At 68.9% G+C, this 26,134-nt stretch carries 24 protein-coding genes; 15 read left to right on the plus strand and 9 right to left on the minus strand.

From position 1 onward, the window contains the following. Window position 1: 1 nt before the first annotated feature. The gene (locus tag OG205_RS46480) at window positions 2–787 is read left to right on the plus strand and encodes an alpha/beta fold hydrolase (protein WP_330274097.1); all 786 of its coding nucleotides are present in this window, start codon (window positions 2–4) and stop codon (window positions 785–787) included. Here the strand turns inward: OG205_RS46480 and OG205_RS46485 are convergent. Then, on the minus strand, window positions 773–2,350 hold the full coding sequence (locus tag OG205_RS46485; RefSeq protein ID WP_330274098.1) for a solute symporter family protein: 1,578 nt from the start codon (window positions 2,348–2,350) through the stop codon (window positions 773–775). The two genes, OG205_RS46480 and OG205_RS46485, sit on opposite strands and share 15 nt — an antisense overlap. Continuing rightward, on the minus strand, window positions 2,347–2,757 hold the full coding sequence (locus tag OG205_RS46490) for a DUF485 domain-containing protein (RefSeq protein WP_319979219.1): 411 nt from the start codon (window positions 2,755–2,757) through the stop codon (window positions 2,347–2,349). The genes OG205_RS46485 and OG205_RS46490 overlap by 4 nt, the downstream gene beginning before the upstream one ends. A gap of 334 nt (window positions 2,758–3,091) precedes the next feature. On the opposite strand from OG205_RS46490, the gene OG205_RS46495 reads away from it, so the two are divergent. The 7 genes from OG205_RS46495 (at window position 3,092) to OG205_RS46525 (ending at window position 9,456) form a co-directional block, all read left to right on the plus strand. Next, a complete protein-coding gene (locus tag OG205_RS46495) occupies window positions 3,092–5,704 on the plus strand; it encodes a sensor histidine kinase (RefSeq protein WP_330274099.1) in 2,613 nt (870 codons plus the stop codon). Beyond that, on the plus strand, window positions 5,701–6,120 hold the full coding sequence (locus OG205_RS46500) for a roadblock/LC7 domain-containing protein (protein ID WP_330274100.1): 420 nt from the start codon (window positions 5,701–5,703) through the stop codon (window positions 6,118–6,120). The genes OG205_RS46495 and OG205_RS46500 overlap by 4 nt, the downstream gene beginning before the upstream one ends. Window positions 6,121–6,198: 78 nt before the next feature. Further along, window positions 6,199–6,660, plus strand: coding sequence for a DUF742 domain-containing protein (locus OG205_RS46505; RefSeq protein WP_330278382.1), 462 nt, complete (start codon window positions 6,199–6,201; stop codon window positions 6,658–6,660). Window positions 6,661–6,739: 79 nt separating this feature from the next. Next, on the plus strand, window positions 6,740–7,258 hold the full coding sequence (locus OG205_RS46510; RefSeq protein ID WP_319979221.1) for an ATP-binding protein: 519 nt from the start codon (window positions 6,740–6,742) through the stop codon (window positions 7,256–7,258). A gap of 91 nt (window positions 7,259–7,349) precedes the next feature. After that, on the plus strand, window positions 7,350–7,832 hold the full coding sequence (locus OG205_RS46515; protein WP_330278383.1) for a Uma2 family endonuclease: 483 nt from the start codon (window positions 7,350–7,352) through the stop codon (window positions 7,830–7,832). 46 nt (window positions 7,833–7,878) lie between these two features. After that, window positions 7,879–8,343, plus strand: a complete 465-nt coding sequence (locus OG205_RS46520; protein WP_330274101.1) for a GbsR/MarR family transcriptional regulator — start codon at window positions 7,879–7,881, stop codon at window positions 8,341–8,343. A 9-nt stretch (window positions 8,344–8,352) separates the two neighbouring features. Further along, a complete protein-coding gene (locus OG205_RS46525) occupies window positions 8,353–9,456 on the plus strand; it encodes an ankyrin repeat domain-containing protein (RefSeq protein WP_330274102.1) in 1,104 nt (367 codons plus the stop codon). Here OG205_RS46525 and OG205_RS46530 read toward each other — a convergent pair. The 3 genes from OG205_RS46530 to OG205_RS46540 are packed head-to-tail and all read right to left on the minus strand — an operon-like array spanning window position 9,435 to window position 12,057. After that, complete coding sequence (locus tag OG205_RS46530) at window positions 9,435–10,352, minus strand: COX15/CtaA family protein (RefSeq protein WP_330274103.1); 918 nt, start codon at window positions 10,350–10,352, stop codon at window positions 9,435–9,437. The genes OG205_RS46525 and OG205_RS46530 overlap by 22 nt on opposite strands. 20 nt (window positions 10,353–10,372) lie before the next feature. Beyond that, window positions 10,373–11,131, minus strand: coding sequence for an ABC transporter permease (locus tag OG205_RS46535; protein ID WP_442916712.1), 759 nt, complete (start codon window positions 11,129–11,131; stop codon window positions 10,373–10,375). Next, complete coding sequence (locus tag OG205_RS46540) at window positions 11,128–12,057, minus strand: ABC transporter ATP-binding protein (RefSeq protein ID WP_330274104.1); 930 nt, start codon at window positions 12,055–12,057, stop codon at window positions 11,128–11,130. The genes OG205_RS46535 and OG205_RS46540 overlap by 4 nt, the downstream gene beginning before the upstream one ends. A 177-nt stretch (window positions 12,058–12,234) precedes the next feature. Between OG205_RS46540 and OG205_RS46545 the strand changes: the two genes are divergently transcribed. Together OG205_RS46545 and OG205_RS46550 are read left to right on the plus strand one after the other, a co-directional pair. Continuing rightward, on the plus strand, window positions 12,235–12,810 hold the full coding sequence (locus tag OG205_RS46545; protein WP_330274105.1) for a DUF998 domain-containing protein: 576 nt from the start codon (window positions 12,235–12,237) through the stop codon (window positions 12,808–12,810). Beyond that, the gene (locus OG205_RS46550) at window positions 12,807–14,792 is read left to right on the plus strand and encodes a glycosyltransferase (RefSeq protein ID WP_330274106.1); all 1,986 of its coding nucleotides are present in this window, start codon (window positions 12,807–12,809) and stop codon (window positions 14,790–14,792) included. Before OG205_RS46545 ends, OG205_RS46550 begins: the two co-directional genes overlap by 4 nt. A 60-nt stretch (window positions 14,793–14,852) precedes the next feature. On the opposite strand, the gene OG205_RS46555 is transcribed toward OG205_RS46550, so the two are convergent. The 4 genes from OG205_RS46555 to mptB form a co-directional block, all read right to left on the minus strand. Continuing rightward, entirely contained in the window at window positions 14,853–15,695 is an 843-nt protein-coding gene (locus OG205_RS46555; protein WP_330274107.1) for an oxidoreductase, read from the minus strand. A 94-nt stretch (window positions 15,696–15,789) separates the two neighbouring features. After that, complete coding sequence (locus OG205_RS46560) at window positions 15,790–16,326, minus strand: TetR/AcrR family transcriptional regulator (protein WP_330274108.1); 537 nt, start codon at window positions 16,324–16,326, stop codon at window positions 15,790–15,792. Further along, window positions 16,323–19,979: a patatin-like protein gene (locus tag OG205_RS46565; protein ID WP_330274109.1), complete on the minus strand. Its 3,657-nt coding sequence runs from the start codon at window positions 19,977–19,979 to the stop codon at window positions 16,323–16,325. Before OG205_RS46565 ends, OG205_RS46560 begins: the two co-directional genes overlap by 4 nt. A 71-nt stretch (window positions 19,980–20,050) precedes the next feature. Beyond that, window positions 20,051–21,598, minus strand: coding sequence for a polyprenol phosphomannose-dependent alpha 1,6 mannosyltransferase MptB (gene mptB, locus OG205_RS46570; protein ID WP_330274110.1), 1,548 nt, complete (start codon window positions 21,596–21,598; stop codon window positions 20,051–20,053). 76 nt (window positions 21,599–21,674) lie between these two features. Here mptB and OG205_RS46575 point away from each other — a divergent pair, with 76 nt between their 5' ends. Genes OG205_RS46575 through sufC form a run of 5 tightly spaced genes read left to right on the plus strand, consistent with a single transcriptional unit; the run spans window position 21,675 to window position 26,123 of the window. After that, complete coding sequence (locus tag OG205_RS46575) at window positions 21,675–22,394, plus strand: helix-turn-helix transcriptional regulator (RefSeq protein WP_442916874.1); 720 nt, start codon at window positions 21,675–21,677, stop codon at window positions 22,392–22,394. Continuing rightward, window positions 22,391–23,845 (plus strand): Fe-S cluster assembly protein SufB, encoded by a 1,455-nt coding sequence (gene sufB / locus OG205_RS46580; RefSeq protein ID WP_330274112.1) that lies wholly within the window; start codon window positions 22,391–22,393, stop codon window positions 23,843–23,845. The genes OG205_RS46575 and sufB overlap by 4 nt, the downstream gene beginning before the upstream one ends. Before the next feature lies 1 nt (window position 23,846). Continuing rightward, window positions 23,847–25,004, plus strand: a complete 1,158-nt coding sequence (gene sufD, locus OG205_RS46585; protein WP_330274113.1) for a Fe-S cluster assembly protein SufD — start codon at window positions 23,847–23,849, stop codon at window positions 25,002–25,004. Next, window positions 25,001–25,315 carry a non-heme iron oxygenase ferredoxin subunit gene (locus OG205_RS46590; protein WP_330274114.1) on the plus strand — a complete coding sequence of 105 codons (315 nt, stop codon included), beginning with the start codon at window positions 25,001–25,003 and terminating at the stop codon, window positions 25,313–25,315. Before sufD ends, OG205_RS46590 begins: the two co-directional genes overlap by 4 nt. Before the next feature lie 34 nt (window positions 25,316–25,349). Beyond that, window positions 25,350–26,123, plus strand: a complete 774-nt coding sequence (sufC, locus tag OG205_RS46595; protein WP_093601370.1) for a Fe-S cluster assembly ATPase SufC — start codon at window positions 25,350–25,352, stop codon at window positions 26,121–26,123. The last annotated feature ends 11 nt before the right edge of the window (window positions 26,124–26,134 follow it).

Consider the following 26,134-nt stretch of genomic DNA (forward strand, 5'->3'; position numbering starts at 1 on the left):
CATGACCACCGCGAACGTCAACGGCATCACCATCGGCTACGACGACGAAGGCACCGGCGACGACGTGCTGGTGCTGGTGCACGGCCATCCCTTCGACCGCTCGATGTGGCGCCCGCAGGTCGAGCACTTCAGCGCCGCCGGCTGGCGGGTGATCGCCGCCGACCTGCGCGGCTACGGCGAGACCACCGTCGTCCCCGGCATCACACCGCTGGACGTCTTCGCGTCCGACGTCGCCGGCCTGCTCGACCACCTCGGCGTCGAGAGGTTCGTGCTCGGCGGCCTGTCGATGGGCGGGCAGATCGTCATGGAATGCGCACGGACGTTCCCCGAACGCCTGCGCGGCCTGATCCTCGCCGACACGTTCGCCCAGGCAGAGACCGAGGACGGCCGCAGGAACCGCAACGCCATGGCCGACCGGCTGCTGCGCGAGGGCATGTCGGGCTACGCCACCGAGGTGCAGTGGAAGATGGTGGCGCCGCACAACCCGGCCGTCGGCGAGTTCGTCGCACAGCTGATGCACAACGCACCGCCCGAGGGCGCCGCAGCGGCCTTGCGAGGCCGCGCGGAACGGCCCGACTACACCGAGACCCTCACCACGATCACCGTGCCGACGCTGGTGATCGTCGGCAGCGACGACGAGTACACCCTGGTCAGCGATGCCGAGTACATGAGCGAGCGCGTTCCCGGCTCGACGCTGGTCGTGGTCGACGGCGCCGCGCACATGCCGAACCTGGAACGCCCCGAGGTGTTCAACAAGGCGGTGGAGGAACTGCTAGCGCAGGCCTGACCCGATTCCGGTCAGCCCGCGCACCTCCATCTCAGCCTGCTTGGCCGTGTCCGCGCGCTCGCCGCCGAGGATCGTGCCCAGGAACCCGGCCAGGAACGACAGTGGGATCGACACGATGCCGGGGTTCGACAGCGGGAAGATCGCGAAGTCGGCGTCCGGGAACACCGACGACTTCGAGCCGGAGATGGCGGGGGAGAAGACGATCAGCAGCACGCACGAGGTGAGGCCGCCGTAGATGCTCCACAGCGTGCCGCGCGTGTTGAACCGCTTCCAGAACAACGAGTACAGCAGCGTCGGCAGGTTCGCGGAGGCGGCCAGCGCGAACGCCAGCGCGACCAGGAAGGCAACGTTCTGGCCGTTCGCCGCGATGCCGCCGACGATCGCGAGCACGCCGACGCAGACCGCGGTGATGCGCGCGATCTTGACCTCCTCGCGCGGGTCGGCCTCGCCGTGCTTGATCACGTTCGCGTAGACGTCGTGCGCGAACGAGGCGGAGGCCGTCAGCGTCAGGCCGGCGACCACGGCGAGGATCGTCGCGAACGCCACGGCGCACACGATGCCGAGGAGCACGGTGCCGCCGACCTGGAACGCCAGCAGTGGCGCCGCCGAGTTCTCGCCGCCGGGTGCACCGGTGATCTTGTCCGTGCCCACCAGTGCCATCGCGCCGAAGCCGATGACCAGCGTGCACGAGTAGAAGATCGCCATCATCCACGTGGCCCACACGACGGACTTACGCGCCTCGCGGGCGTTCGGCACCGTGTAGAAGCGCATCAGCACGTGGGGGAGCGACGCGGTGCCGAGCACCAGCGCCAGTGCGAGAGAGATGAAGTCGATTTTCGACAGGTCCGAGGCGCCGTACTTCACGCCCGGCGACAGCACGGCCTCGCCCAGCGGTGAGCGCTGCGTCGCGCGGTCGAGCATCGAGGAGAAGTCGAAGCCGAACTTGCCGATCAGGAAGATGGTCAGCAGCGACACGGACAGAAGCAGCAGCACGGCCTTGATGATCTGCACCCACGTGGTGCCCTTCATGCCGCCGACCAGCACGTACAGCACCATGACGATGCCGACGACCGCGATGATGATGGCCTGGCCGATCTTGCTGTGCACGTCCAGGAGCAGCGCCATCAGGCCGCCGGCGCCCGCCATCTGCGCGATCATGTAGAACAGCGAGATCACCAGGGTCGCGTTCGCCGCGGCCGCGCGCACGGGGCGCTGGCGCATGCGGAACGCCATGACGTCGCCCATGGTGAAGCGGCCGGTGTTGCGCAGCCGTTCCGAGATGAGCATCAGGCCGATCAGCCAGGCGACTACCCACCCGATCGAGTACATGAAGCCGTCGTAACCGTTCACGGCGATAGCGCCGGAGATGCCCAGGAACGACGCCGCGGACAGGAAGTCACCCGAGAGTGCGATGCCGTTCTGCGTGCCCGTGAAACTGCTGCCCGCCGCGTAGTAGTCCGACGCGCTGACGTTTCGCGACGAGGCCCGGTACACGATGTAGAGCGTCAGCAGCACGAAGATGCCGAAGACGGACAGGTTGATCGCGGTGTTCGCCCCGGTCACGCGAGCTCCTCGTCGGTTTCGACGAGAGCGCGCACCTTGTCGACCTGAGGGTCGAGCTTCCGCTTGGAGTAACGCGCATACGCCATTGTGATGATGATGGTGGTGACGATCTGGAGGAATCCCATCGTCAAGCCGACGTTCACGGTTCCGAACAGCGGAGTGCTCATGAAGTCGGCGGCGTAAGCCGAAAGCAATACGAACGTGACATACCAAGCGAGGAACAGCAGCGTCGCCGGGAGAATGAAGCGCTTGACCCGCCGCTTCAGAACGAGGAAATCCTCACTCGTTTGGAGGGCACCGAAATCAGGCTCACCGTCACCATCTATGAGCAATGAGTGAGCAGGCTCTTCAAAAGTCGCGAAACCGGGGGTCGCCGGGCGTGACACGGAGGGCAGCGCCTTCGTCATCAACCGCTCGCATTCGTTACGGGGAGTGCCCGGCGAGGCTCTGCGCGGAAGGCGCGTCCGGTCCGGGGGTGGGAGGCGCAAGCGTAACCACGCGTGGCGGCGAGTCAATCCCTGGAACGTGCATGACCACCCCAAAAGGTCTGTCGTCACTGCGGGTGATCGATCGTGCACGCCCCAGGTCGTTGTCGCGTCACGCTCTCTGGCCTACTATCCGCTAACACCCGATACGGCTGATCGAGATATCGAGCTGCGGGGGTCTCAAGCTCGCGGGGATTCACCAGGCCAGGAGGTAGCCGATAGTGGGGCACTTCGAGCGCGCCTTGGGGACCATTTCGTGAATGTCGAGTGGAGAAAGATCAGCGACTGGCGCAACTGGCGCCTGCCGGTCAAGCTCGGCGTCGTGCTGCTGGTGCCGGTGGCGGTCGCGGTCGGCGCGGGCGCACTGCAGATCTCCGGGTACGTGGACAAGTCCGACAGCTACGTGCAGATGCAGGGCCTGGTCCGGCTCAGGGCGGATCTCGCGCCGTTGATCTCCAGCGTCCAGCAGGAACGCACGCTCGCCGCGCAGAGCGCGACCAGCGGTTCCGGTGTGGGCGCCTACCAGAACCAGATCCGCGCCACCGACAACGCCGCCTCGACCGTGCGCCGCCGCGTCGAGCGCACCGAGGGCGTCAGCGACGTCGCGAAGCAGCGGTTCCTCGAACTCGGCGGTCAGCTGGAGACGCTCAAGAACCTGCGCGAGAAGGTTTCGCAGGGCGGCGACGGCGGCGACCCGTCCGGCGGCACCACCGGCTACACGGCGATCGTGAAGTCGTTGCTGGACTTCGAACAGGCGCTCGTCAGCCAGTTCAACGACAACGCCATCTCCGGCACCGCGCAGGCGCTGCACAACATGGTCATCGCGCAGGAGCAGATCTCGCTGCAGCACGCGCTCGTCTTAGCCGGGATCGGCCGGGGCAAGCTCCTCGGCCCCGAGGTCCGCGCCCTGGAGCAGTCCGACATCCGCCTGCAGGACCGTCTCAGCGACTTCCAGGCCATCGGCACCACCGAACAGCGCCGCGCCTACGACCAGACCGTGACCGGCGCCCCCGTCGCACTGCGCAACGCGTTCGTGGAACGGGCGCTCACCCAGCCCGAAGGCACCCCGCCGCCCGCCACGCGCCCCGGCCAGCCCAAGCCGCCGCAGGAATTCGGCATCGCCGTCGACGACTGGAACAAGTCGTCCGGCACCACCGCGCGACTGATGGAACAGGTCGGCCGCGAACTGCAGGACGAGCTCGCGAACACCGCCGCCTCGCTGCAGGACGACACGTCCAACAAGGCCGGCGCCGCCGCGGTCATCCTGCTCGCGATGCTGCTGATCGCCGGCACGCTCGGCTTCGTCATCGGCCGTTACCTGCTGCGTTCGCTGTCCGAGCTGCGGCGCTCCGCTCTCGACGTGGCGCACCACCACCTTCCCGAGGTCGTCGCCGCGATCCGCGCCGACCGCAAGCCGGACACCGAGATCGAACCGGTGCCCGTGCACAGCAGCGAGGAGTTCGGCCAGCTGGCGCGCGCGTTCGACGCCGTGCACGAGCAGGCCGTCCGGTCCGCCGTCGAGCAGTCGTCGCTGCGGTCGGGCATGAAGAACATCTTCGTCAACCTGTCGCGCCGCTCGCAGGGCCTCGTCGAACGCCAGCTCAAGCTCATGGAGGAGCTGGAGCGTCACGAGGAGAACCCCGAGCAGCTCGCCAACCTCTTCAAGCTCGACCACCTCGCGACGCGCATGCGCCGCAACAACGAGAACCTGATGGTGCTGTCCGGCACGGACATGGCACGCCGGTTCAGTCAGCCCGTCCCGCTCGCGGACGTGCTGCGCGCCGCCGCGTCGGAGATCGAGCACTACCAGCGCGTCGTGGTGAAGTCGACGCCGTCGGTCGAGATCGTCGGCTACGCGGCCAGCGACCTCGTGCGCCTGATCGCGGAGCTGCTGGACAACGCCACCGCGTTCTCCGCGCCCACCACCCAGGTCATGATCGGCTCGCGGATCGACCAGCAGGGCGCCGTGCTCGTCGAGGTCGCCGACCAGGGCATCGGCATGGGCCCCGCCGAGCTCACCGAGGCCAACGAGCGGCTGTCGTCCGGCACCGAGGACGACGTGCCGGTGTCCCGCCAGATGGGGCTGTTCGTCGTCGGCAGGCTCGCGGGCCGGCACGGCATCACCGTCCGGCTGCGCGGCGCGGGAGAGGGCCGTGAGGGCCTGCGCGCGTTCGTGCTCGTGCCGTCGGAACTCGTGCGCTCCCACGAGGAGGCCCCGGCGCCGTCGCAGCCGCGGCACGCCGCCCTGCCGCAGCCGAAGCCCGCGCTGGCCAAGCAGCCGCACGTCGTCGTGAAGACGCCGAACCTGGCGCCGCCGCCCGCGCCCGCCCCGGCCATCGACCAGCCGCGCGAGTCTGCGGAGTGGTCGTCGTTCCGCGGCGCCGCGATCGACGAGTCGTTGCCCCAGCGCACTCCGCGCCCCGCCTCGGCCGAGTACAACGGTGTGCCGGCCGCGTCACCAAATGAGACGACGTCTTCCTGGTTCAGGGGCACCGGAGTCTCGGGCGAATCGGTCAACGGTGATCATTCGCCGGCGACGACCCCACCTGTATCGTCACCGTCGGTAGTGGCGTCGTGGTTCGGGAAGAAGCCCGGCGGGACGGTCTGGGAGCAGGCGGGAGACCCCGCCACGGACGCGGGGGAGACCGGCGCCGGGTTGCCGAAACGGGCGCCGCGTAAGAACCTGCTCCCCGACCTCGCGGAACGTCCCGAGAACGGCACACGCCCTGCCACGGGCCCGAAGCGTGATCCGGAACGAGCACGGGGCTTTCTCGCCAGCTACCAGACGGGCCTGCGTCAGGCGCCGCTCGGTGGCAACGGGAACGGAAGCGGCCAGGCGAACGGCCAGTACAACGGGGAGAAGGCATGAGCACGCCTCAGTCGCGCCAGATCGACCAGTTCGGCTGGTTGATCACGAACTTCACGGATCGAGTGGCCGGTGTCGCCCACGCGATCGTGATCTCGGTGGACGGCCTGCTGCTCACCAAGTCGACGGGTCTGCCACCGGACCGCGCCGAGCAGCTCGCCGCGATCTCCTCCGGTGTCACGGCACTGACGATGAGCGCTTCACGTTGCTTCGACGGTGGCGGAGTGTTGCGCACCGTGATCGAGATGGACTACGGGATCATGCTTCTCATGTCCATTCGAGACGGGTCTTGTTTGGCGGTTCTCGCCGCCCCCGACAGCGACGTCGGTCAAGTGGCCTACGAGATGACCGTGGTCGTCGACCAGGTGGGCCAGATCCTCACCCCCGAACTGCGAGCACAGCTGCACAGCGTGAGGTGAACCATGAGCTCGTCCCCTGACGCGCACCGACGACGAAGGCGGGCCGAAACACCCGCCGAGCAGACGTTCGCCGACCTGATGAACGGGTTTTCCCTGGACTCGGGCCGAAAGCGGCCGCGCACGCCGGACCCGGTGCCCGCGCGGGAAGCGACTCCCGTTGTACCGCAGGAAGACTTCGAGCCCTCCATTCAGGAGGCTCAGGACTCCTCGATCGTTCGTGCATATGCCTGGACGGGTGGGCGCACTCGGTCCAACATCGACCTCGAGATCGAGACACTTGTCTCCGCCAATGATCAGAGTCGGCATTCGGCAGGTATCTTGCAGGCTGAGCACCAACGCGTTGTCGAGCTGTGCCACTCACCGCGATCCGTCGCGGAAGTGGCCGCACTGATGCGGCTCCCACTGGGAGTCGTGAAGGTGCTGCTCGGCGACATGGCGGAACGAGGTCTGGTGGACGTGCACCAGACCGCTTCCGCAGGCGGTGACACGCCGGACCTCGGGTTGATGGAGAGAGTGCTTAGTGGACTACGTCGGCTCTAGATTTCCCGAATTCGGCCCTCCTGGGCCGCCCGGTCGGGAGCTGACCTCGGCCAAGATTGTCGTCGCCGGTGGCTTCGGCGTGGGCAAGAGCACTTTCATCAGGTCCATCGTGGAGAACGATCTCCTGACGATGAACGCACTGCCGCCGGAACGCGCGGGCGCCGTGACGGAACTGGTGCGCATCCAGTTCGGACGCGTGTGGCTCGACCCCGGCCTGGCGCTGCACCTCTTCGTGGCCCCGCAGTGGCAGGACCCGCGCGCGGGCTGGGGAGACGTGGTGCGCGGCGCCGTGGGCGCCGTGGTGCTCTTCGACGTGATGCGCCCCGCGGACTCCGTGGACGCGATGCGGTACTTCGAAGACCACAACATTCCGTACGTGCTCGCGCTGAACAACGTGCACGCGTCCGTTCGAGCGGACGTGAAAGCCATCATTCGCGGCATGGGCATCTCGCCCGACGTGCCGGTCGTGAACTGCGACCCGCGCGTCCGGCTCTCGGTGCGCGAGACACTGATCTCGCTGACCGAGCACGCGAAGCTGGACCGGTGGCGCCGGCGGGCAGGGCCCGACGAGACGACTCCGCTCGCGCCTGTCTGCTGACTTGGAACTTCTCCAAGCGGTAGCTCTTTCTGATTGACCTGCTGACGAAACGGAGGCTAGGAGGCTTTGGCCTCCTAGCCTCCGTTTCGTGATGGTGGACGATGAAATGAGTGCTGCAGGGCGGCTGGAGGGTCACACGCTGGACGACTGGGAGAGTCTTGACCCCCAAGAGGGCCGTCGTATCGAGCTGGTCGACGGGCGGTTCGTCGTCCACGCCGCGCCTGCCATGAGGCATCAGCGGGTAGCTGACCGGCTCCAAACCCTCCTCGACGGGGCTGTCGCGCGCGAGGGCATGGAAGCGCTGACCGCGATCGCAGTCCGCCTGAACAGAACTCTCGGCTACATCCCTGATGTGGTCGTGACATCGGAATTCATCGATGCGGGCTCGGTCGATGTCCGGGACGTGACGCTGGTCGTCGAGGTGGTCAGTCCGTCCACGAAGAAGAACGACAGGCTGGAGAAGCCCGTGGCGTTCGCGGCCGCAGGCGTGGAACGCTACGACGGAGCTGGGAGGCATCTGCCTTCCAGCTTTTCGCATGCTCGAAAGCCGCCGTTGACAAGATCGCTACGATGATTTCAGTGTTGACCGAAAGCACGGTGTTCGCCTGGGAGGGCCAAAGATGAGCGTCGGACGCGAGACCCGCCTGTCCGCCTGGATCGAGCGGTTCGCGGCCCACTTCGCCGAGGAGGGCATCCCGCTGATCGGCGGCCGCATCCTCGGCTACCTGCTGGTGTGCCAGCCGGTGGAGCGCACCGCCGCCGAGCTCTCGCAGGAGCTGGAGGCGAGCAGCGGGTCGATCAGCACGAACCTCAAGTACCTGGTCAACGTCGGGCTGGTGACCAAGCGGACCCGGCGTGGACGGCAGGCGGCGGAGTACCGGATCAACGAGAAGGCCTGGACGGACTTCATCCAGCGCAAGCTCAACGCCATCGCCAGCGTGCAGACGCTCACCGAGGACGGCATGCGGTTGCTCAGCGGTGATCCGGAGCGGTCGATGCGGCTCAGGGCCGTCGACCACATCTACGGTTGGCTCTCAGAGGAACTGCCCGCTTTGTGGGAGCGCAGGCCCGCCTCGCCGAAGTAGCGTGGTGCCATGTGGCACCCGTTTCGCGACGACATCGAGTACTACGAGGAGCGGGCCAGGGGATTGCTGGCCTCCGCGTGGGACGGCGTGCCCGGTGCCCTCGAGGTCTTCGACGACGTGCCGCTGACGGACGAGGGCGCGCACAGCGTTCTCGCCCAGGCCCACGGGTGTGAGGACTGGAAGGCGCTCAAGGCCAACATTCGCAAGCCGCGGCCGTTCGCCCGTGCCTACCAGGCCATCGAGATGCAGAACCCCGGTGAGCTCAAGGCGATCATCACGCGCGACCCGTGGCTCGTGAAGGCCAGCGGTACCAACGGCAACGACCTGCTCGGGCTGGCGACGGCCAAGTGCGACGAACGCCTGGTCGAGGTGCTGCTCAACGACGGCGCGGACATCGACCACCAGAACGTCCACGGCTGGACGGCGTTGCACCAGGCGGCCTACGCGAACCTGCCGAGCCTGGCCGAGCTGCTGCTCGCCAAAGGCGCACGCACCGACCTGGACGCACGGGGTGAGGGCGGCACACCGCTCACCGTCGCGTTGTTCTGGGGGAACAGAGAAACCGCCGAACTCCTGGCGCAAAAAGGAGTTCACCCGCCGAACCTGCGCACCGCGGCCGGCCTGGGCGACCTGGACCTCGCCGCGGAACCGGAAGCGAAGCGCGGCTATTACCGGCCGCACAGCGGTTTCCCGCGCTGGTGGCCGACGAACGACCCGCAGGAAGTGCTCGACGAGGCGTTGTCGTGGGCCGCCCGCAACGGCCGAACCGAGATCCTGGGCGACCTGCTCAAGCGCGGCGCCAGGATCGACGCGGACGTCTACCGCGGCACGGCGCTCGCGTGGGCGGCCTGGTGCGGGCTGGAGAACGCCACCCGCACGTTGCTCGACCTGGGCGCGAATCCCAACCAGCGCACGGGTTTCGGCGGACCTATGCACGGCGAGGGTGTGACGGCGCTGCACCTGGCGGCCGAACGCGGCCACCTCAAGGTCATCCGCATCCTGCTCGACGCGGGCGCCGACAGGACCATCACCGACGTGAACTTCGAAGCCACACCGGCGAACTGGGCCGGTCACAACGACCAGGGTGAAGCTCAGGCCTTGCTGAGCGCCTGATCCTCGGCGGCGGGAACCTCGACCTCGTGCGTGCGTTCGCGGGAGGACGTCCACAACATCGCCGTGGCGACGACGACGGCGCCGGCACCCAGCACGTGCAGCGACACGAGCACCTCGGGCACTCCGGTCCAGTACTGGACCATGCCGAGCGAGCCCTGGGCGACGACCACGCCGACCAGCACCCAGTAGGCCTTGGTGCGCACGAAGAAGCCCATCGCGATGAGCATGCCGAGGAACAGGAACAGCAGGTCCGCGTGGATCTGCGCCAGCGTCGGCACCGGCACGTCCAGGCGCGGCGTCTTCGAGTCGCCCGCGTGCGGACCGGCGGCGGTGACGAACGTGCCCGCGATCAGCAGCGCGTACATGACGACCGCCATGACGATCTGCAGCCCGCGCGCCCCGGCCGGCACCAGCCAGCGGGCAGGGCCGTCGCCCTCGCTCAGCGAACGCAGGAGCAGCACGGCGAACCACACCAGCACCATCGAGACCATGAAGTGGACCGAGACGCTCCACCACACCAGCCCGAGCCGGACGGTCGCGCCACCGATGACGGCCTGCGCGAGCACACCGCCGACCTGGATCGCGGCGAGCGTGATGACCCGGCGGCGGCGCGGCTTGTTCAGCACCGCGGCGATCAGGCACAGGCCGGTGATGATGCCGATGACGCCGAACAGCGTCCGGTTGCCGAACTCGACCCACTGGTGCAGCGCGGCGACGTCCGGGTGCTCGACCGGGACGATGCTGCCGGGCACGCACTCCGGCCACGTCGGGCAGCCGAGCCCGGAGCCGGTGACGCGCACGATGGACCCGGTGACCGCGATACCGCCCTGCGCGATGATGGCGGCGATCGCAAGGGCGCGTTGCAGAGGAACGAGGAAAGCGGTCAATCGAGACACGCGAACGATGGTAGGCCGCGTCAGGTGAGCTTGGTCGTCCGGGTAGCCAACGCGCCCGCGACAACACCCCAGGCCACGAGGACTGCGACGGGGCCCACACCTGGCGCGGTGCCGTGCACCACAGAGGTTTCCAGTGCCTGGGCCAAAGCGGCGGACGGCAGCAGGTGCACGAACCCGACCGGCACCGACAACGCCACGCCACCGACCATCAGCAGCACGAACCAGATGATGTTCGCCAGCGCCAGCACGATCTCGGCCCGCAGCGCGCCACCCAGCAGCACGCCCAGCGCACCGAACGTCAGCGTGCCCAGGACGATCAGCAGCACGACCCAAGGCAATCCGGCCAGCGGGAAGCGCCAGCCCAGGATCAACGCCGTGACCCCGAGCAGCACGATCTGCAAAGCCACCACGACCAGCGCGCCGCAGACCCGGCCGGCGACGAGCAGCCACCGGGGCAGCGCCGAGGCCGAAAGCCGCTTCAGCACGCCATAACGCCGGTCGAACCCGAGAGCGATGGCCTGCCCGGTGAAGGCGGAGGAGATGATCGCCAGCGCGAAGATCCGCGCCGTCGCCGAACCCACCCGCGGCTCGGGCATCGGGATCACCGACATCAACGACAACGCCACCAGCAACGCCAGCGGGATGATCACGGTGAGCAGGATCTGCTCGCCGTTGCGCAACGTCAGCATCGCCTCGGTGCGCGCGTGCACGAAGAGCATGCGCGGCAACGAACCGCGGCCGGGCGCGGGCTTGAACGTGCCGGGAGCGAAGGTGGTCACGAGCGCAGCTCCCTGCCGGTCAGCTCCAGGAAAACGTCTTCGAGGCTGCGCTTGGCCACCGTGAGCTCCTCGGCCAGCACGCCCTGCTGCGCGCACCACGACGTCACGGTGGACACGACCTGCGGGTCGATCATTCCTTCGACGACGTACGCGCCCTTCGTCGCCTCGCGCACCTTCAAGCCCTCCGGCAGTGCGGCGGACAGCAACGTGAGGTCGAGACCGGGCCGCGCGCGGAACCGCAGCTGCTGGTCGTCCGGCCGGTTCGCGGTCAGCTCGGCGGGCGAGCCCTGCGCGACCACGCGGCCCTCGTCGATGATCACGACGTTGTCGGCGAGCGCCTCGGCCTCGTCCATGAGGTGCGTCGTCAGCAGGACGGACACGCCGTCGTCGCGAAGAGCCCCCACGAGATCCCACACCAGACGGCGTGCCTGCGGGTCCATGCCCGCGGTCGGCTCGTCCAGGAACACGAGTTCAGGGCGTCCGATCAACGCGCACGCGAGCGACAACCGCTGCTGCTGGCCGCCGGACAGCCTCTTGTACGGGGTGCGGATCACGCCACCGAGCCCGAGGATCTCGATCAGCCACTTCGGATCGAGCGGGTCGGCCGCACACGCCGCCACGAGGTTCAGCATCTCCAAGGCGCGAATGCCGGGATAACCGCCACCGCCCTGGGGCATCACGCCGATCCGCGGCCGCAGCGCCTCGGAACCCGCCGCCATGCCGAGCACGCGCACCGAGCCGTCGTCGGCCGTGCGGAAGCCCTCGCAGATCTCGACGGTCGTCGTCTTGCCCGCGCCGTTGGGCCCGAGCAGGGCGAGAACGGTGCCGGGCTGCTGAACGAGGTCGAGGCCGTCGACGGCGGTCTTCGAGCCGTATCTCTTGACCAGCCCCGACACTTCCACCGCAGGCTGGGGATTCGGGCTCACGAGCACGCAGCCTAGGCGGTCCGGGCAATCCGCACGCAGCTGGGTCATTCGGCCCATTCCTGAAGCAGAGCTGAAAAAGGTGGGGCTAGCCCTACCCCTGAGACTCAGGGACACCTCAGGGTCCCCTCGGGGGAGTTCCCCATTGGTTGATCACCGCATTCACAAGAGACTTTTCTCGTGATCCAAGCGGGGGAGAAAAGACGGGGCCTGGTGGTCGGGGGACTGGTGTTCTCACTGGTGCCGATTTTCTACCTGCATGTCGTGTCGGCGGGTCAGCTCAACCCGGTCACGGACGTGATCAGCGACTACGTGTTCGTGAACAACGGCACGGGCTGGCTCGCGGCGACGTCTCTTAGTCTCGCGGCCGTCTCGGCGTTGCTCGCCGTCAACCTGCGGGGTGTAGGCAGGTCAGCGCAGTGGCTGATCGGGATCTGGTCGGCGGGCCTGACCGTGTCGACGATCTTCCCGACCGATCCGACGGGAGCACCGACCTCGTTGTCCGGCTACGTCCACCGGTACGCGGGAGCGGTCATGTTCATGGCTCTGCCCGCGGCCGGTGTGCTCATCGCCCGCAAATTTCCGGCTCTGCTCGGTGTCGCAATAACGGCGACCGTGTCGAGCGCGGCGTTTCTGGTCAGCCACGTTTCCTTCGCCGGTTTCGAGGCGCGCGGACTTACGGAACGCGTTTTGTTCGCATCCCTTTATGGACTCCTTTTCGCCATCGCGGCACTACAGGTGAGGCGCACCTCATGACCATGCTCGCCATCACGCTCGCCGTGTTCGGTGCCGTGTGCTTCGCTCTGGCGGCCCGCCTGCAGCACGACGCGATCGCCCAGACCGGTGCGCGGGCCAGCGTCCTGAAGCAACCGCGGTGGCTCGCCGGGTTCGCGCTGCTCGTCGGCGGTGCCGGGGTGCACGCGGCCGCGCTCGGCATGGCGCCGTTGACCGTGGTGCAGCCGATCGGTGTCCTCGCGATCGGCATGACCGCGTTGATGGACCGCCGTTTCCGCGAGTTGCCGGCGATCCTGCTCACGACCGTGGGCGTGGGTGCGTTCGTGTTGCTCGCCTCGGGCAGTGCGACGGCGACCAAGGTCGTGCCGGACGTCGAACTCACCGCCGGACTCGTGGCTCTCGGCCTGATCGCGGTGCCGGGTGTGATCGCGGCCCTTACGCCGAACGCGCGCATTCGTGCCGTGGCGTTCGCATCGGCCGGTGGCGTCGCGTACGGGTACGTGTCCGTGCTGATGCGCGCCGTCTCACAGTCGGTGCAGCAAGGCGGTTTCGGGCTCTCGCACCTCGCGTCCGTGCTCGGCATCGCCCTCTCGCTCGCCGTGGGTGGCTGGCTGGTCCAGCACGCCTATGCGGGCGGACCTCCTCATCTCGCCGTCGCCTGCCTGACCGTGGTGGACCCACTGGTCGCGGTCGGCCTCGGCGCCTTCCTGCTCGGCGAGGCCGCGCATTTGTCTCCTTTGACCGGTGTCGCGCTGTTCGCCTGCGCTCTCGCCGCCGTTAGCGGCGTGTTCGCACTTGCTCGTCAACCTCGTGAAAACATCCGAACGGAGCTTCTCGTGAACACCTCCAGCGCGCTTCGCGTCGTCATCGCCGCGGACACGTTCCCGCCGGACGTCAACGGTGCCGCGCGGTTCGCGCAGCGCCTGGCGGTCGGTCTCGCGGAGAACGGCCACGACGTCCACGTCATCGCCCCGGATTCGCCCAGGGCCACGGAGATCCCCGGTGTCACGGTCCACCGGCTGCGTTCGCACCGGCTCCCGTTCTACCCGGACTTCCGCTTCTGCCTGCCGTGGCAGGCCTCCAAGGAGGCCGACGAACTGGTCAAGGCGCTGAAGCCGGACGTCGTGCACGTCCAGGCGCACTTCGTGGTGGGCCGGTTCGTCCTGAACTCCGCTGTCGCCCAGGGGATTCCGACGCTCGCCACGAACCACTTCATGCCGGAGAACCTGTTCAGCCACGCCCACCTGCCGAAGTTCCTGCAGGGCATGGCCCGCAAGTTCGCCTACCGCGACCTGGCCCGCGTCTTCGGCCGCGCCGACATCGTGACCGCGCCGACCCCGCGCGCCGTGCAGTTGTTGCACGAGAGCGGTTTCCCCGAACGCGCGATGCCGGTCTCGTGCGGCATCGACATCGCCCGCTACCAGCGCGAGGTCACCCACAACGACCGGCCGACCGCGTTGTTCGTCGGACGGCTGGACGAGGAGAAGCGCGTCGACGAGTTCCTGCGCGCCCTGGCCCGCGTGCCCGGAGCGTTCGGCGAGATCGTCGGGGACGGCACCTGCAAGGCCGAGTGGGAGCTGCTGGCCCGCGACCTGGGGATCACCGACCGGGTCCGCTTCCACGGCTTCGTGTCCGAGGACGACCTGCTCGACGCCTACGCCCGCGCCGACCTGTTCGTCATGCCCGGTGTCGCGGAACTGCAGAGCCTCGCGACGATGGAGGCGATGGCCGCGGGCAAGCCGGTGATCGCCGCGAACGCCATGGCGCTGCCGCACCTCGTGCACCCCGGCCGCAACGGCTGGCTGTTCGAGCCCGGCGACGTGAACCAGCTGGCCCAGCGTCTGCACACGCTCGTGCACGACGCGCCGATGCGGGCCAGGATGGGCGCCGCCAGCAGCGAGATCATCTCGCACCACGCGCTGGCGACGACCCTGGAGCGCTTCGAGGCGTTGTACGCGCGGGCGATGGGCCGGACGGTTCCGGTCATCGCACTGGCTGCCTGAGGTTCAGGCGGGGAGGGGACGCGGCCTGACGGGGGAGTCGTCGGGCCGCCCTGGCCGGGGTCAGCGTTCGTCCGCGGGGAAGTCCGCGGAGGCGCTGACCCCGGCCCACTTCCGCGTCTCCGCAGTCCTCCCGGCCTCCGCCGCCAGCACCGTCTCGACGGCGGCGGCACCCAGCACCAGGCGGCGCGGCGGCTCGTCCGAGGCGAGGACGTCGAGGATCACCCGGGCCGCGCGGGCGGGGTCGCCCGGCTGCACGCCGTCGGTCTCGTCGCGGAACCGGTTGATCGCGCCGACGGTCTCCTCGTAGTCGGGGCCGACCTCGTGGCGGACCATCGAGGAACCCTGCCAGTCGGTGCGGAACGCGCCCGGTTCGACGATCACGACCCGCACGCCGAACGGCGCCACCTCGTTCGCCAGCACCTCGGAGAAGCCCTCCACCGCGAACTTCGCGGTCTGGTAGGCGCCCATGCCCGGCGTGCCGCCCGCGCGGCCGCCGACCGACGAGAACTGCACGAACGTGCCGGAACGCTGCTGCCGCAACACCGGCAGCGCCGCACGGGTCACGTTCACGACGCCGAACAGGTTCGCCTCGACCTGGGCGCGGAAGTCGGCCTCGCTCGTCTCCTCGATGGGCGCGCTGTTGGCGTAGCCGGCGTTGTTGACGACTACGTCGAGCGAGCCGAACGCCTCGACGGTCTGTTCGACCGCCCGGCGGGCCGCGTCCGGGTCGGTGACGTCCAGCGCGACCGCGCGCACCCGGTCCCCGAACCGTTCCACCAGGTCCTCGAGCTGCTCCGGTCGCCGCGCCGTCGCGACGACGCGGTCACCAGCCTCTGCCGCGGCCTCGGCGAGCTTGCGCCCGAAACCCCGCGACGCCCCGGTGATGAGCCACGTCTTCGACATCGTCCGCCCCCTTCGTAAGTGTCACTCTCTATGACACTTACGACGCTGAAGGCAGCCCGGAAATGCCCGGAGCGGGCATGGCCTCGGTCACAGGTCAGGCGCCCACGCCGTGCAGGAACGTCTCGATCACGAGTGCGGCGGCCGGTCCGGGCTGGAGCGCGGGCATCTCCTGCGCGACCGTGTGCAGCTGGGTCTGCAGCATCCGCAACGTCCAGCCGCCGGGCAGTCCGGACGCGATCACGCCCGCCTCCTCGGCGCGGCGCAGGAAGCCGTCCATCCGCTCGTCCAGCTCCTCGCGGCGCCGCTGGATCGCCGGATCGGTGACCGCGCGGATGTCGACGGGCCAGTCGCGGCTGAGCCGGATGCCGCCCTCGGCGAACGCCAGCAGTGCGTCGCGCACCTGCAGTTCGCCGGAGAAGGCTTCGTCGATCAACGCCTCCAGCCGATCCAGCCGCGTGCGGTAGACCGCCAGCAGCAGCTCCTCGCGGGAGTCGAAGCGCCGGTAGACGGTCCGCTTGTCCACGCCGGCCGCGGCGGCGACGTCGCTGATCCGCGCGAGGGGATCCGCCGAGAACACCCTCGCGGCCGCCCGCAGCACCGCTTCGGCGTTGCGTGTCGCGTCGGCCCTCATCCGCGTGCCCTGAGCTTCTCCCCGATCCGTTGCGCGACAAGCAGTCCGGCCTGGGAGAGGGTGAGTTCGGCGGGATGCTCGCCCTCGCCCTTCACCAGGAACCGGTACAGCGAGGCGTGCCCCTCCAGCCGTTCGCGCAACGTCGCCGCGACGTCGCAGCCGTCCGGGTAGATCGCCGGAATCGCCTCGGCCACCAGTTGCTCGCGGATCCGGCGGCGCTCGATCCGCGGCACGTACCAGGACGTGATCAGCAGCAGCGTCAGGCCGAACGCCAGCGCGGTGCCGATCACCGCCTGCCAGCCCCACCCGCGCGGCCCGATGACCAGCAGCACGTCGGCGATCGCCAGGTACACGACGCCGTAGACCACGGCCCAGCCCGCGGTCGCGGCGGCAGGGGGCTCGGCGCGTTCCGTGCCCCACACGCCCTCGACCCGGCGCCAGCGCTGCAGCGACTTGCCGCTGGACAACGCCATGTAGATCCCGAACGCTCCACAGAGGACCGAGGCAGGGATCACCAGCCACGGCTTGGTGTGCAGCTCGAACCGCCACACCGACCAGACCATGCCCGCGACCACCAGCACGACCGCCGCCTGCTTCCAGCGGCGCTCGATGATCTGCCAAGGCCGGAAGTCGGCCAGCACGGCCAACGGCGTGCGGATCGGCGCGGGCAACGAACCGAGCACCAGCAGAGCAACGACGACGGCCGCGACACCGGCCACCGTGATCGTGCCGGTGGTGATCTCCGCGCCGTCCTCGGGCATCCGTTCGACCGCTATGGCCACCAACGGGATCACGGGGGAGAGCAACACCAGCCCGTGCAGCATCGTGCCACTGCGCAGGGCCGCGTACCCGAAGGCGGCGAGGAGGCTGGCCGCGCCGATCGCCGCGCCAGGACCCGCCGCCCACGCGGGCAGCATGCCGAACAACGCCATCACGACCAGCGCGCCACCGACCGCGAGCCCGAGCAGGCCCAGGAACTGCGCGAGGTTGCCGCCGCGGGTCAGGCCGGTGATCGTCCAGTAGGGGAGCAACGCGGCCCCGCGCATCACCCGCGTCACCGGACGGACCGCGGCGAGCCCTGACCGTTCGGAGTCGGCGACCGTGACGGCGACGGCCGCGGCGTTCGCGGCAGTGCGGATCATCTGGTCCGACGCCGCTTCCTGCGTGAGAGGCTCGCGGCCGATGCCCGCGCGGTCGAAGGCGTTGAGCGCCGACATGCCGAGCGTGACCGTGTGCTCCTGCGGATATTCCAGGCGCCGCAACAGGTCCGCGTGCTCCTCGAGGAACAGCTCACCGCGCGAACGCCTGTCCGCGCCGTCGCCGCGGTCGGCGATGATCGCGGCCCGCAGCCGGGGGAGCTCCTCGCAGATGATCCGCCAGTGCAGGCCCCAGGCGGCCAGTTCGGCGAGCTTCATCGACGACGGCGACAGCTCGTTGTCGGTCTCGTAGATGCCGCAGAGTTCCTTCTTCGCCTCCTCGGCGCACACGGCGACCTGCACCGGGAGTTCCAGGCCGAACATCGCCGTGACGACCTGGTCGACCACGGCCCCCGCTCGTTCCTCCGAGGTGCGCTGGTCGCCTTCAGGCCGTCCGAGGAGGTCCATCCGCCGCAACCGGCGCGGGTCGAACAGCACGCGGCACAGCATCGTGGCGCCGTCGAGCCGTCCCCAGATCCAGTCGTTGACCCGCCACGACCGCTTGAGGAACCCGGAGAACCGCGACAGCGACGCCCCACCGGCCTTGTCGTCGGCCGTGATGGACTGCTGCGCGAACGCGTTGCGCGTCTGCAACGACACCTGCACCAGTTCGACCGCCGTGTCCAGCCCGGTCGAGCTGTCGTCGGACAGGCACGTGCCGGCGATCTCCAGTGCCAGCAGGCGGCTGAGCCACCGTTCACCGTCGTCGAGCCCGGCCTCCGCCGGAGTGGCCGCGGGATCGAGCAGGGCGTGCCAGCAGACCAGGCCGCCGAGCTTCAGCCGGCGCTCGTCGAGGTCCGTGATCACCTTCCGGGCGGCGCCGACGATCCGGCCGATCTCGTCGACCTGCGCCCGGACCTCCAGGCCGAGATGCCCGTCGATCAGGTGCTCGTGGTAGCTCGCGAGCCTGCCGGTCCAGTAGGTCTCGCCGAGCGAGTCGGACGGCTTCCAGTCGAACAGCTCGGTGCGCAGCCTGCGCAGTTCCGCGCGGACCTGATGCAGTGCGCGGCGTGCCTGGGCGATCTCGTCGGCCTGGCTCTCGTCCACCACCCACACGAGCCGCTTGAGCAGGTCGAGTGCCGACGCCCCCAGGCGTTCGGCCATCGTGATGCCCCACTCCCAGCCCACGTCCTCGCGGCACACGACGCCGGGCAGCTTCACACCCGGCACGTACGGCAGGACGCCGTGCAGCTTCTTCCACTTGCGCTGCGCGGTCTCCGCGGCCCTGCGCGCCCGTTCGAACGACCAGTTCGCCGGATTCCCCTTGGGCAGCGCGAACTGCTGCGCCGTGACCTGGCGGGCGGCCAGCCGGATCTCGATGTCCTCGTAGTGGCCGAAGAGCTTGTCCGCCAGCGAGTACACCTCGCCGACCACGTCGTCGCCGCCCGCGTGCAGGCGTTCCAGCAACGACATCCGGCCGCCCCTGCTGCTCGCGGCGCGCCGGTTGTGCTCCTCGATCTTCTCGACGTAGGTCCTGTTGGCCTGGCCGGACATCGCGCCCAGCAGCTTGCCGCCGGACCCGACCGTCGTCATGCTCTTGTCGATCATGTCGGCCACCGGCTCGGAGCCCAGCGGCTCGGCGTGCGGGAAGACCAGCAGCATCACGCGGCGCACCGGCCCGTCCGCCGGCATCCGGTCGATGGCTTCGAGGGCCTCCTTCGTCGGCGTGTTCACGAGAACACCGCCGTCGACCGCGAACCTGCTGCGGTCGCCGCCGTTGGCCCAGCTGGCGACGTCCGCCATGTCCGGGCGGTCCGGCGTGGCCTGGCCGCCGACGGGGATGAAGCTCGGCTCGAACGCGAACGGGAAGCTGGCACTGCTGCGCGCGGCCAGCGCGAGCTGCAGCACTCGGTCGTTCAGCGTGGCGGGCGTGAAGTCGTCGCGGGTGTCCTCGGAGACCCAGGCGTACGGGTCGCGACGGAACGAGAACGAGCCCTGGTGCACCGACTGGGTCAGCGGCTGGCCCAGGTCGTCGTAGGTGATCGTCGGAACGCCGCCCAGCAGCGTGGTGGTGATCCGCAGGTCGATCGGGCGTTCGTCCGGCTCCGTCGGCTCGAAGTCCGTGGTGAGCCGCGCCAGCGCCTCCTGCAGCCGGGGGAGGAAGAACTCGTCGCCCTTGAGCAGCGACGCGGGCTGGCCGCGGAACGGCGTGCGCAGCAGCTGTTCCATCCGGCCCTGCTCCGCCCAGAGATCGCGGAGCCGCGTCAGGTCGGCCTGCTTGTTGACCTGCGACAACGCCAGTGCGGCGCCGTTGATGCCGCCTGCCGACGTGCCCGCGATGACGTCCGCTCTGGCCGTGCAGCCGACCAGGTCGAGCAGCGGCTGGTAGACCGATCCCGGCCTGGTCAGACGATCGAGCTCCAGCACGACGCCGCCCATCCAGACGGCGAGGCTCACGCCCCCGTTGAGCACGACGGCGAACCGGACCTCTTCGCGCGACATGGGTTGTTCTGACATGTCACGTCACCCCCTCCGGCGACGATCTTCCTCTGCTGGTTGGTCGTTCGCCGGGAGTTCGGGGTTACCGGTCAGACCTGCCCGCCACCGGCCGGGTCCGCCTTCAGGAACGGCCCGACCCGCTTGCGCGCGATCAGCACGCAGACCGCGAACGTGATCACCGCGCCCGCGATCGCCTGCGGCACGGTGTAGGCGCGCCCGTCGAACGCGGACCCGGTCGGCGGCAGGATGATCGCGATGATCGCCGAGGTCACCATGGCGAACATCCGGAACTTCGGCCCGACCACGGCGGTGGCCAGCGGGATCGCCGCCCACAGCACGTACCAGGGCTGCAGCACCGGCCCGAGCACCAGGATCGCGCCGAGAGCCGCGCCCAGGCCGTTCATCGCCTTGATCCGCCCCTTGAAGCTGCGCCACAGCAGCACGACCGTGATCACCACGGACACGCCCTGCCCGAGCATCCTGGTCAGCGAGATCATCGCCTCGGTGTGGTTGCCGAGGCCGAGCAGGATCCCGGTGCCGGCGCCCAGGAAGCCCAGCGCGGTCGGCGGCGACATCCACGACTTGACGGTCGACGCGACGTTCAGCGTCTCGACCCAGCCGAAGCCGAACCCGGTGCCGAGGCAGATCACCACCACCCCGACCCCGGCTATGACGGCCATGATCCCGGCCACCAGCGCCAGGTGCTTGAGCTGCCCGCCGAGCTTGCGCGCCACCATCACGCCGAGGAAGCCCAGAGCGGCCATCGCGGGGATCTTCACCATCGCCCCGCACACGATGACCCCGGCGCCCAGCGCGATCCACGACCACTTCAACGGTTCCAGCCCGCGCATCGCGAGCTCCAGGCCGACCAGCATCAGGCCGAGCGCCAGGCCGTCGTTGTGCACGCCGATGACGATGTGGAACAGCACCAGCGGGTTCAGCGCGCCCAGCCACAGCGCGCCGACCGGCGGCACCCCGAACCGGGCCGCGAGCCGGGGCAGCGCCCACACGATCATCCCCAGGCCGACCAGCACCAGCAGCCGGTGCACGAACACGCCGGACACCACGTGGTCGCCGGTCAGCATCGCGGTCAACCGGCCGAACGCCAGGAACAGCGGCCCGTACGGCGCCGGCGTCTCCCGCCAGATGTTCGGCACACCGCGCGTCAGCACGTGGTCGACGCCCAGCGCGTTGGCCGGCCCCAGCTCGTACGGGTCGAGCCCGCGCGCCGCGATCTCGCTCTGCGCCAGGTACGAGTACACGTCGCGGGAGAACATCGGCACGCAGAAGACCAGCGGAACGGTCCACATCAGCAGCGTGCGGTCCATCTGGCCGCGCGAGATCAGCCGCGGCCGGCCGGGCTTCACGAACCGGCCCAGCGCCAGCCAGGCCGACACGATCATGAAGATGCCGGTCCAGACGACCCCCATCGCGACACTGGGCATCCTCGAGAAGAGCCCGAGAACGGGCACGCCGTAGAGCGGCGAGTAGATGGGTGCGGCCCCGCCGCCCAGGGATCCGACGGTCAGCAGCAACGCGCCGATGGTGCCCCAGCGACGGACGATGTCCAGCTGGCGACGCTCGCGACCGTTCAGAAGGTCGCTCTCCGGAGTGATGGCTCCGCCGTTCGTGGACATGTCAGGAGAGTATCGAGCCACGTTCAGCCGTGAGTCAGGTCACCCTGTGACCGCGATCTTTGCTACCTCCGGCTAAATACGCAACACTGGTGTTGTGAAAAACGCCGAGAGCTACCTTGACGCCGTGCCGCAGCACGACGGCAAGACTCGGCGTGCGGTCGCCAGGCTCCTCCTGGAGCAGGGCCCGGTCACCGCGGCGAGCATCGCCGAGGAGCTGGGCATCAGCCCCACGGCAGTGCGTCGGCACATCGACGCGATGCTGGTGGACGGCGAGGCGACGACCAGGGACGCACCGCGGCAGACCCAACGTGGTCGTGGCCGTCCCGCGAAGTTCTTCCTGCTGACAGACGCCGGACGCGCCCGGTTCGGCCACGCCTACGACGACCTCGCGGTCGCCGCCCTCAGGTTCCTCGCCCAGACGGGTGGGGAAGAGGCAGTGCGCGCCTTTGCGCAAAGTCGTGTCGACGCACTCGTGGACGGTCACCGCTCGACGATCGTGGCCCAGGCCACGCCCGCCGAACGGGCCAAGGCCCTTGCGACCGCGTTGACCAGGGAGGGTTACGCTGCGGCGGCGCGAAATGTGGGTACGGGCGAGCAGTTGTGCCAGCACCACTGCCCGGTCGCCCACGTTGCCGCCGAGTTCCCCCAGCTGTGCGAGACCGAGACGGAGACGTTCGCGAATCTCCTCGGTACCCACGTGCAGCGCCTCGCGACGATCGCCCGCGGCCACGCCGTGTGCACGACGCACATCCCGAACGTTCCACGGATCCCAGATGATGGAGGGGAGCCCGCATGACTGCCGCTGCCGAGCAGCGCACGCCCACCACGGTGCAGTCTCCGCTCACGCAGGAAGAGACGATTGCGTCTCTCGGCAACTACGAGTTCGGCTGGGCCGACTCGGACACTGCCGGCGCGAGCGCACGCCGAGGCCTCAGCGAGGATGTCGTCCGCGACATCTCGGCGAAGAAGAGCGAGCCCGAGTGGATGCTCGAGTACCGGTTGAAGGCGCTCAAGCTCTTCGACCTCAAGCCGATGCCGAGCTGGGGCGCTGACCTCTCTGGGATCGACTTCGACTCGATCAAGTACTTCGTGCGTTCGACCGAGAAGCAGGCCACCTCGTGGGAGGACCTGCCCGAGGACATCAAGAACACCTACGACCGCCTGGGCATCCCGGAGGCCGAGAAGCAACGCCTCGTCGCCGGTGTCGCCGCCCAGTACGAGTCCGAGGTCGTCTACCACCAGATCCGCGAGGACCTGGAGCAGCAGGGTGTCCTCTTCCTCGACACCGACACCGCTCTGAAGGAGCAGCCGGAGCTCTTCCGGGAGTACTTCGGCTCCGTCATCCCCGCGGGTGACAACAAGTTCTCGGCGCTCAACGCCGCGACGTGGTCCGGCGGCTCGTTCATCTACGTGCCGAAGGGCGTGCACGTGGACATCCCGCTGCAGGCCTACTTCCGGATCAACACCGAGAACATGGGTCAGTTCGAGCGCACGCTGATCATCGTCGACGAGGGTGCCTACGTGCACTACGTCGAGGGTTGCACCGCGCCGATCTACTCCTCGGACTCGCTGCACTCGGCCGTCGTCGAGATCATCGTGAAGAAGGGCGGCCGCTGCCGCTACACGACGATCCAGAACTGGTCGAACAACGTCTACAACCTGGTCACCAAGCGCGCCAAGGCCGAAGAGGGCGCGACCATGGAGTGGGTCGACGGCAACATCGGCTCCAAGGTGACCATGAAGTACCCGGCCGTCTGGCTGATGGGCGAGCACGCCAAGGGCGAGGTCCTCTCGATCGCGTTCGCGGGCGAGGGCCAGCACCAGGACGCCGGCGCCAAGATGGTCCACATGGCACCGCACACCTCTTCGACGATCATCTCGAAGTCGGTGGCGCGTGGCGGTGGCCGCACGTCGTACCGCGGCCTGGTCCAGGTCAACAAGCGGGCGCACCACTCGAAGTCCACGGTGAAGTGCGACGCGCTGCTGGTCGACACCATCAGCCGCTCGGACACCTACCCGTACGTCGACGTCCGCGAGGATGACGTGCAGATGGGTCACGAGGCCACGGTCTCGAAGGTCTCCGAGGACCAGCTGTTCTACCTGATGTCGCGCGGCCTGAACGAGGACGAGGCCATGGCGATGATCGTGCGCGGGTTCGTCGAGCCCATCGCGCGCGAGCTCCCCATGGAGTACGCCCTCGAGCTGAACCGCCTGATCGAACTGCAGATGGAAGGGGCCGTCGGCTGACATGGCCGCCCTGTCTACGAAACCTCACTCCCACGGAGCTGTCGTTCCGGTCGCCTCGCGCGCAGCGCACTTCACGTCTTACGACGTCGATGCGTTCGAGGTCCCGGGCGGCCGTGAGGAGATCTGGCGCTTCACGCCTCTCAAGCGTCTGGCCGGTCTGCACTCCGGCGCTGCGGCAACGGGTTCCGCTGCCGTCGAGGTGAACGCCGCCGAAGGTGTCACCGTCGAGACCGTGGGTCGTGACGACTCACGGCTCGGCACCGCCGGCACTCCCGGTGACCGCGTCGCGGCGCAGGCGTACTCGTCGTTCGAGAACGCCACGATCGTGACGCTGCCCGGTGACGTGAAGTCCGAGCCGACCACCGTCACGGTGACCGGCGCGGGCGTCGGAACCGTTTCCTACGGCCACGTTCAGGTCAAGGCGTCGCAGTTCGCCGAAGGCACCGTGATCGTGGACTTCCGCGGTTCCGGCGCGTACGCGGACAACGTCGAGTTCCTCGTCGCGGACGGCGCTCACCTCACGGTGATCACCATCCACGACTGGGCCGACGACGCCGTGCACGTCTCGCAGCACCACGTGAAGCTCGGTCGCGACGCGACCATCAAGCACACCGTGGTCACGCTCGGCGGCGACGTCGTGCGCGTGACGCCGGTCGTGCAGTACGCGGGTCGCGGTGGCGACGCGGAGCTGTTCGGTCTGTACTTCGCGGACGCGGGCCAGCACCAGGAGCACCGGCCGTTCATCGACCACGCGCAGGCGAAGTGCCGCAGCAACGTCGTCTACAAGGGCGCGTTGCAGGGCGCGGGCGCGCACACGGTGTGGATCGGCGACGTGCTGATCCGCGCGGCGGCCGAGGGCACCGAGACGTTCGAGCTGAACCGGAACCTGATCCTGACCGACGGTGCGCGTGCCGACTCGGTGCCGAACCTGGAGATCGAGACCGGCGAGATCGAGGGCGCGGGCCACGCCAGCGCCACCGGCCGGTTCGACGACGAGCAGCTGTTCTACCTGCAGGCGCGCGGCATCCCGGAGGACCAGGCGCGGCGTCTCGTCGTGCGCGGCTTCTTCCAGGAGCTGATCGCGAAGATCGCCGTCCCCGAGGTGCGCGAGCGCCTCGAGGCCGCCATCGAGGCAGAGCTCGAGGCGGTCGGCACGTGATCAAGGTGTGTGCGCTGTCCTCATTGGACGACCGCAAGCCGTTCGCCGCCAGCGTCGACGATGTCGATGTCGTGCTGGTGCGCGACGGCGAGCGGGTGCACGCACTCGCGGATCTGTGCTCGCACGCCGCGGTGTCGTTGAGCGAGGGCGAGGTCTCCCGCAAGGGGATCGAGTGCTGGTTGCACGGGTCGTGCTTCGACCTGGCGACCGGCCAGCCCTCCTCGCCGCCCGCCAGCGAACCGGTCGACGTCTACGCCGTCGACATCCGTGACGGCGACGTCTTCGTCGACGTCACCGTCACCACGAACTGACTTTTTGGCTACACCACCAGGAGAACGGCAAGTCATGGCCACCCTTGAGATCAAGGACCTGCACGTCTCGGTCGTCAGCGAGGACGCTCCCAAGGAGATCCTCAAGGGCGTCGACCTGACGATCAAGGCCGGCGAGACGCACGCCATCATGGGCCCCAACGGCTCCGGCAAGTCCACGCTGTCCTACGCGATCGCCGGGCACCCGAAGTACACGATCACCTCGGGCACCGTCACGCTCGACGGTGAGGACGTCCTCGAGATGTCCGTCGACGAGCGCGCCCGCGCGGGCCTCTTCCTCGCCATGCAGTACCCGGTCGAGGTCCCCGGCGTCTCGATGTCGAACTTCCTGCGCACCGCCGCCACCGCCGTCCGCGGCGAGGCCCCGAACCTCCGCCACTGGGTGAAGGAGGTCAAGGGTGCGATGGCCGACCTCGACATCGACCCGGCGTTCGCCGAGCGTTCGGTGAACGAGGGCTTCTCCGGCGGCGAGAAGAAGCGCCACGAGATCCTCCAGCTGGGCCTGCTCCAGCCGAAGATCGCGATCCTCGACGAGACCGACTCCGGTCTCGACGTCGACGCGCTGCGCGTCGTGTCCGAGGGCGTCAACCGCTACAAGGCCTCCGGTGAGGTCGGCGTCATGCTGATCACGCACTACACCCGGATCCTCAAGTACATCCAGCCGGACTTCGTGCACGTCTTCGCGAACGGCCGCATCGTCGAGTCCGGTGGCCGCGAGCTGGCCGACGTGCTCGAGTCCGAGGGTTACGTGAAGTACACGGGTTCCAAGGAAGCCGCAGCCCTTTCCTAGCGGACCTGTGT

The organism is Lentzea sp. NBC_00516 (genome assembly GCF_036346835.1).
Taxonomy (GTDB): Bacteria; Actinomycetota; Actinomycetes; order Mycobacteriales; family Pseudonocardiaceae; genus Lentzea; species Lentzea sokolovensis.

Bases quoted from the DNA above. Each gene is read 5' to 3' on its own strand.
- OG205_RS46480 (WP_330274097.1), top strand. From the start codon at position 2: ATGACCACCGCGAACGTCAACGGCATCACCATCGGCTACGACGACGAA.
- OG205_RS46490 (WP_319979219.1), bottom strand. From the start codon at position 2,757: ATGACGAAGGCGCTGCCCTCCGTGTCACGCCCGGCGACCCCCGGTTTC.
- OG205_RS46500 (WP_330274100.1), top strand. From the start codon at position 5,701: ATGAGCACGCCTCAGTCGCGCCAGATCGACCAGTTCGGCTGGTTGATC.
- OG205_RS46505 (WP_330278382.1), top strand. From the start codon at position 6,199: ATGAACGGGTTTTCCCTGGACTCGGGCCGAAAGCGGCCGCGCACGCCG.
- OG205_RS46515 (WP_330278383.1), top strand. From the start codon at position 7,350: ATGGTGGACGATGAAATGAGTGCTGCAGGGCGGCTGGAGGGTCACACG.
- OG205_RS46520 (WP_330274101.1), top strand. From the start codon at position 7,879: ATGAGCGTCGGACGCGAGACCCGCCTGTCCGCCTGGATCGAGCGGTTC.
- OG205_RS46525 (WP_330274102.1), top strand. From the start codon at position 8,353: ATGTGGCACCCGTTTCGCGACGACATCGAGTACTACGAGGAGCGGGCC.
- OG205_RS46550 (WP_330274106.1), top strand. From the start codon at position 12,807: ATGACCATGCTCGCCATCACGCTCGCCGTGTTCGGTGCCGTGTGCTTC.
- OG205_RS46555 (WP_330274107.1), bottom strand. From the start codon at position 15,695: ATGTCGAAGACGTGGCTCATCACCGGGGCGTCGCGGGGTTTCGGGCGC.
- OG205_RS46560 (WP_330274108.1), bottom strand. From the start codon at position 16,326: ATGAGGGCCGACGCGACACGCAACGCCGAAGCGGTGCTGCGGGCGGCC.
- OG205_RS46565 (WP_330274109.1), bottom strand. From the start codon at position 19,979: ATGTCAGAACAACCCATGTCGCGCGAAGAGGTCCGGTTCGCCGTCGTG.
- mptB (WP_330274110.1), bottom strand. From the start codon at position 21,598: ATGTCCACGAACGGCGGAGCCATCACTCCGGAGAGCGACCTTCTGAAC.
- sufB (WP_330274112.1), top strand. From the start codon at position 22,391: ATGACTGCCGCTGCCGAGCAGCGCACGCCCACCACGGTGCAGTCTCCG.
- sufD (WP_330274113.1), top strand. From the start codon at position 23,847: ATGGCCGCCCTGTCTACGAAACCTCACTCCCACGGAGCTGTCGTTCCG.
- sufC (WP_093601370.1), top strand. From the start codon at position 25,350: ATGGCCACCCTTGAGATCAAGGACCTGCACGTCTCGGTCGTCAGCGAG.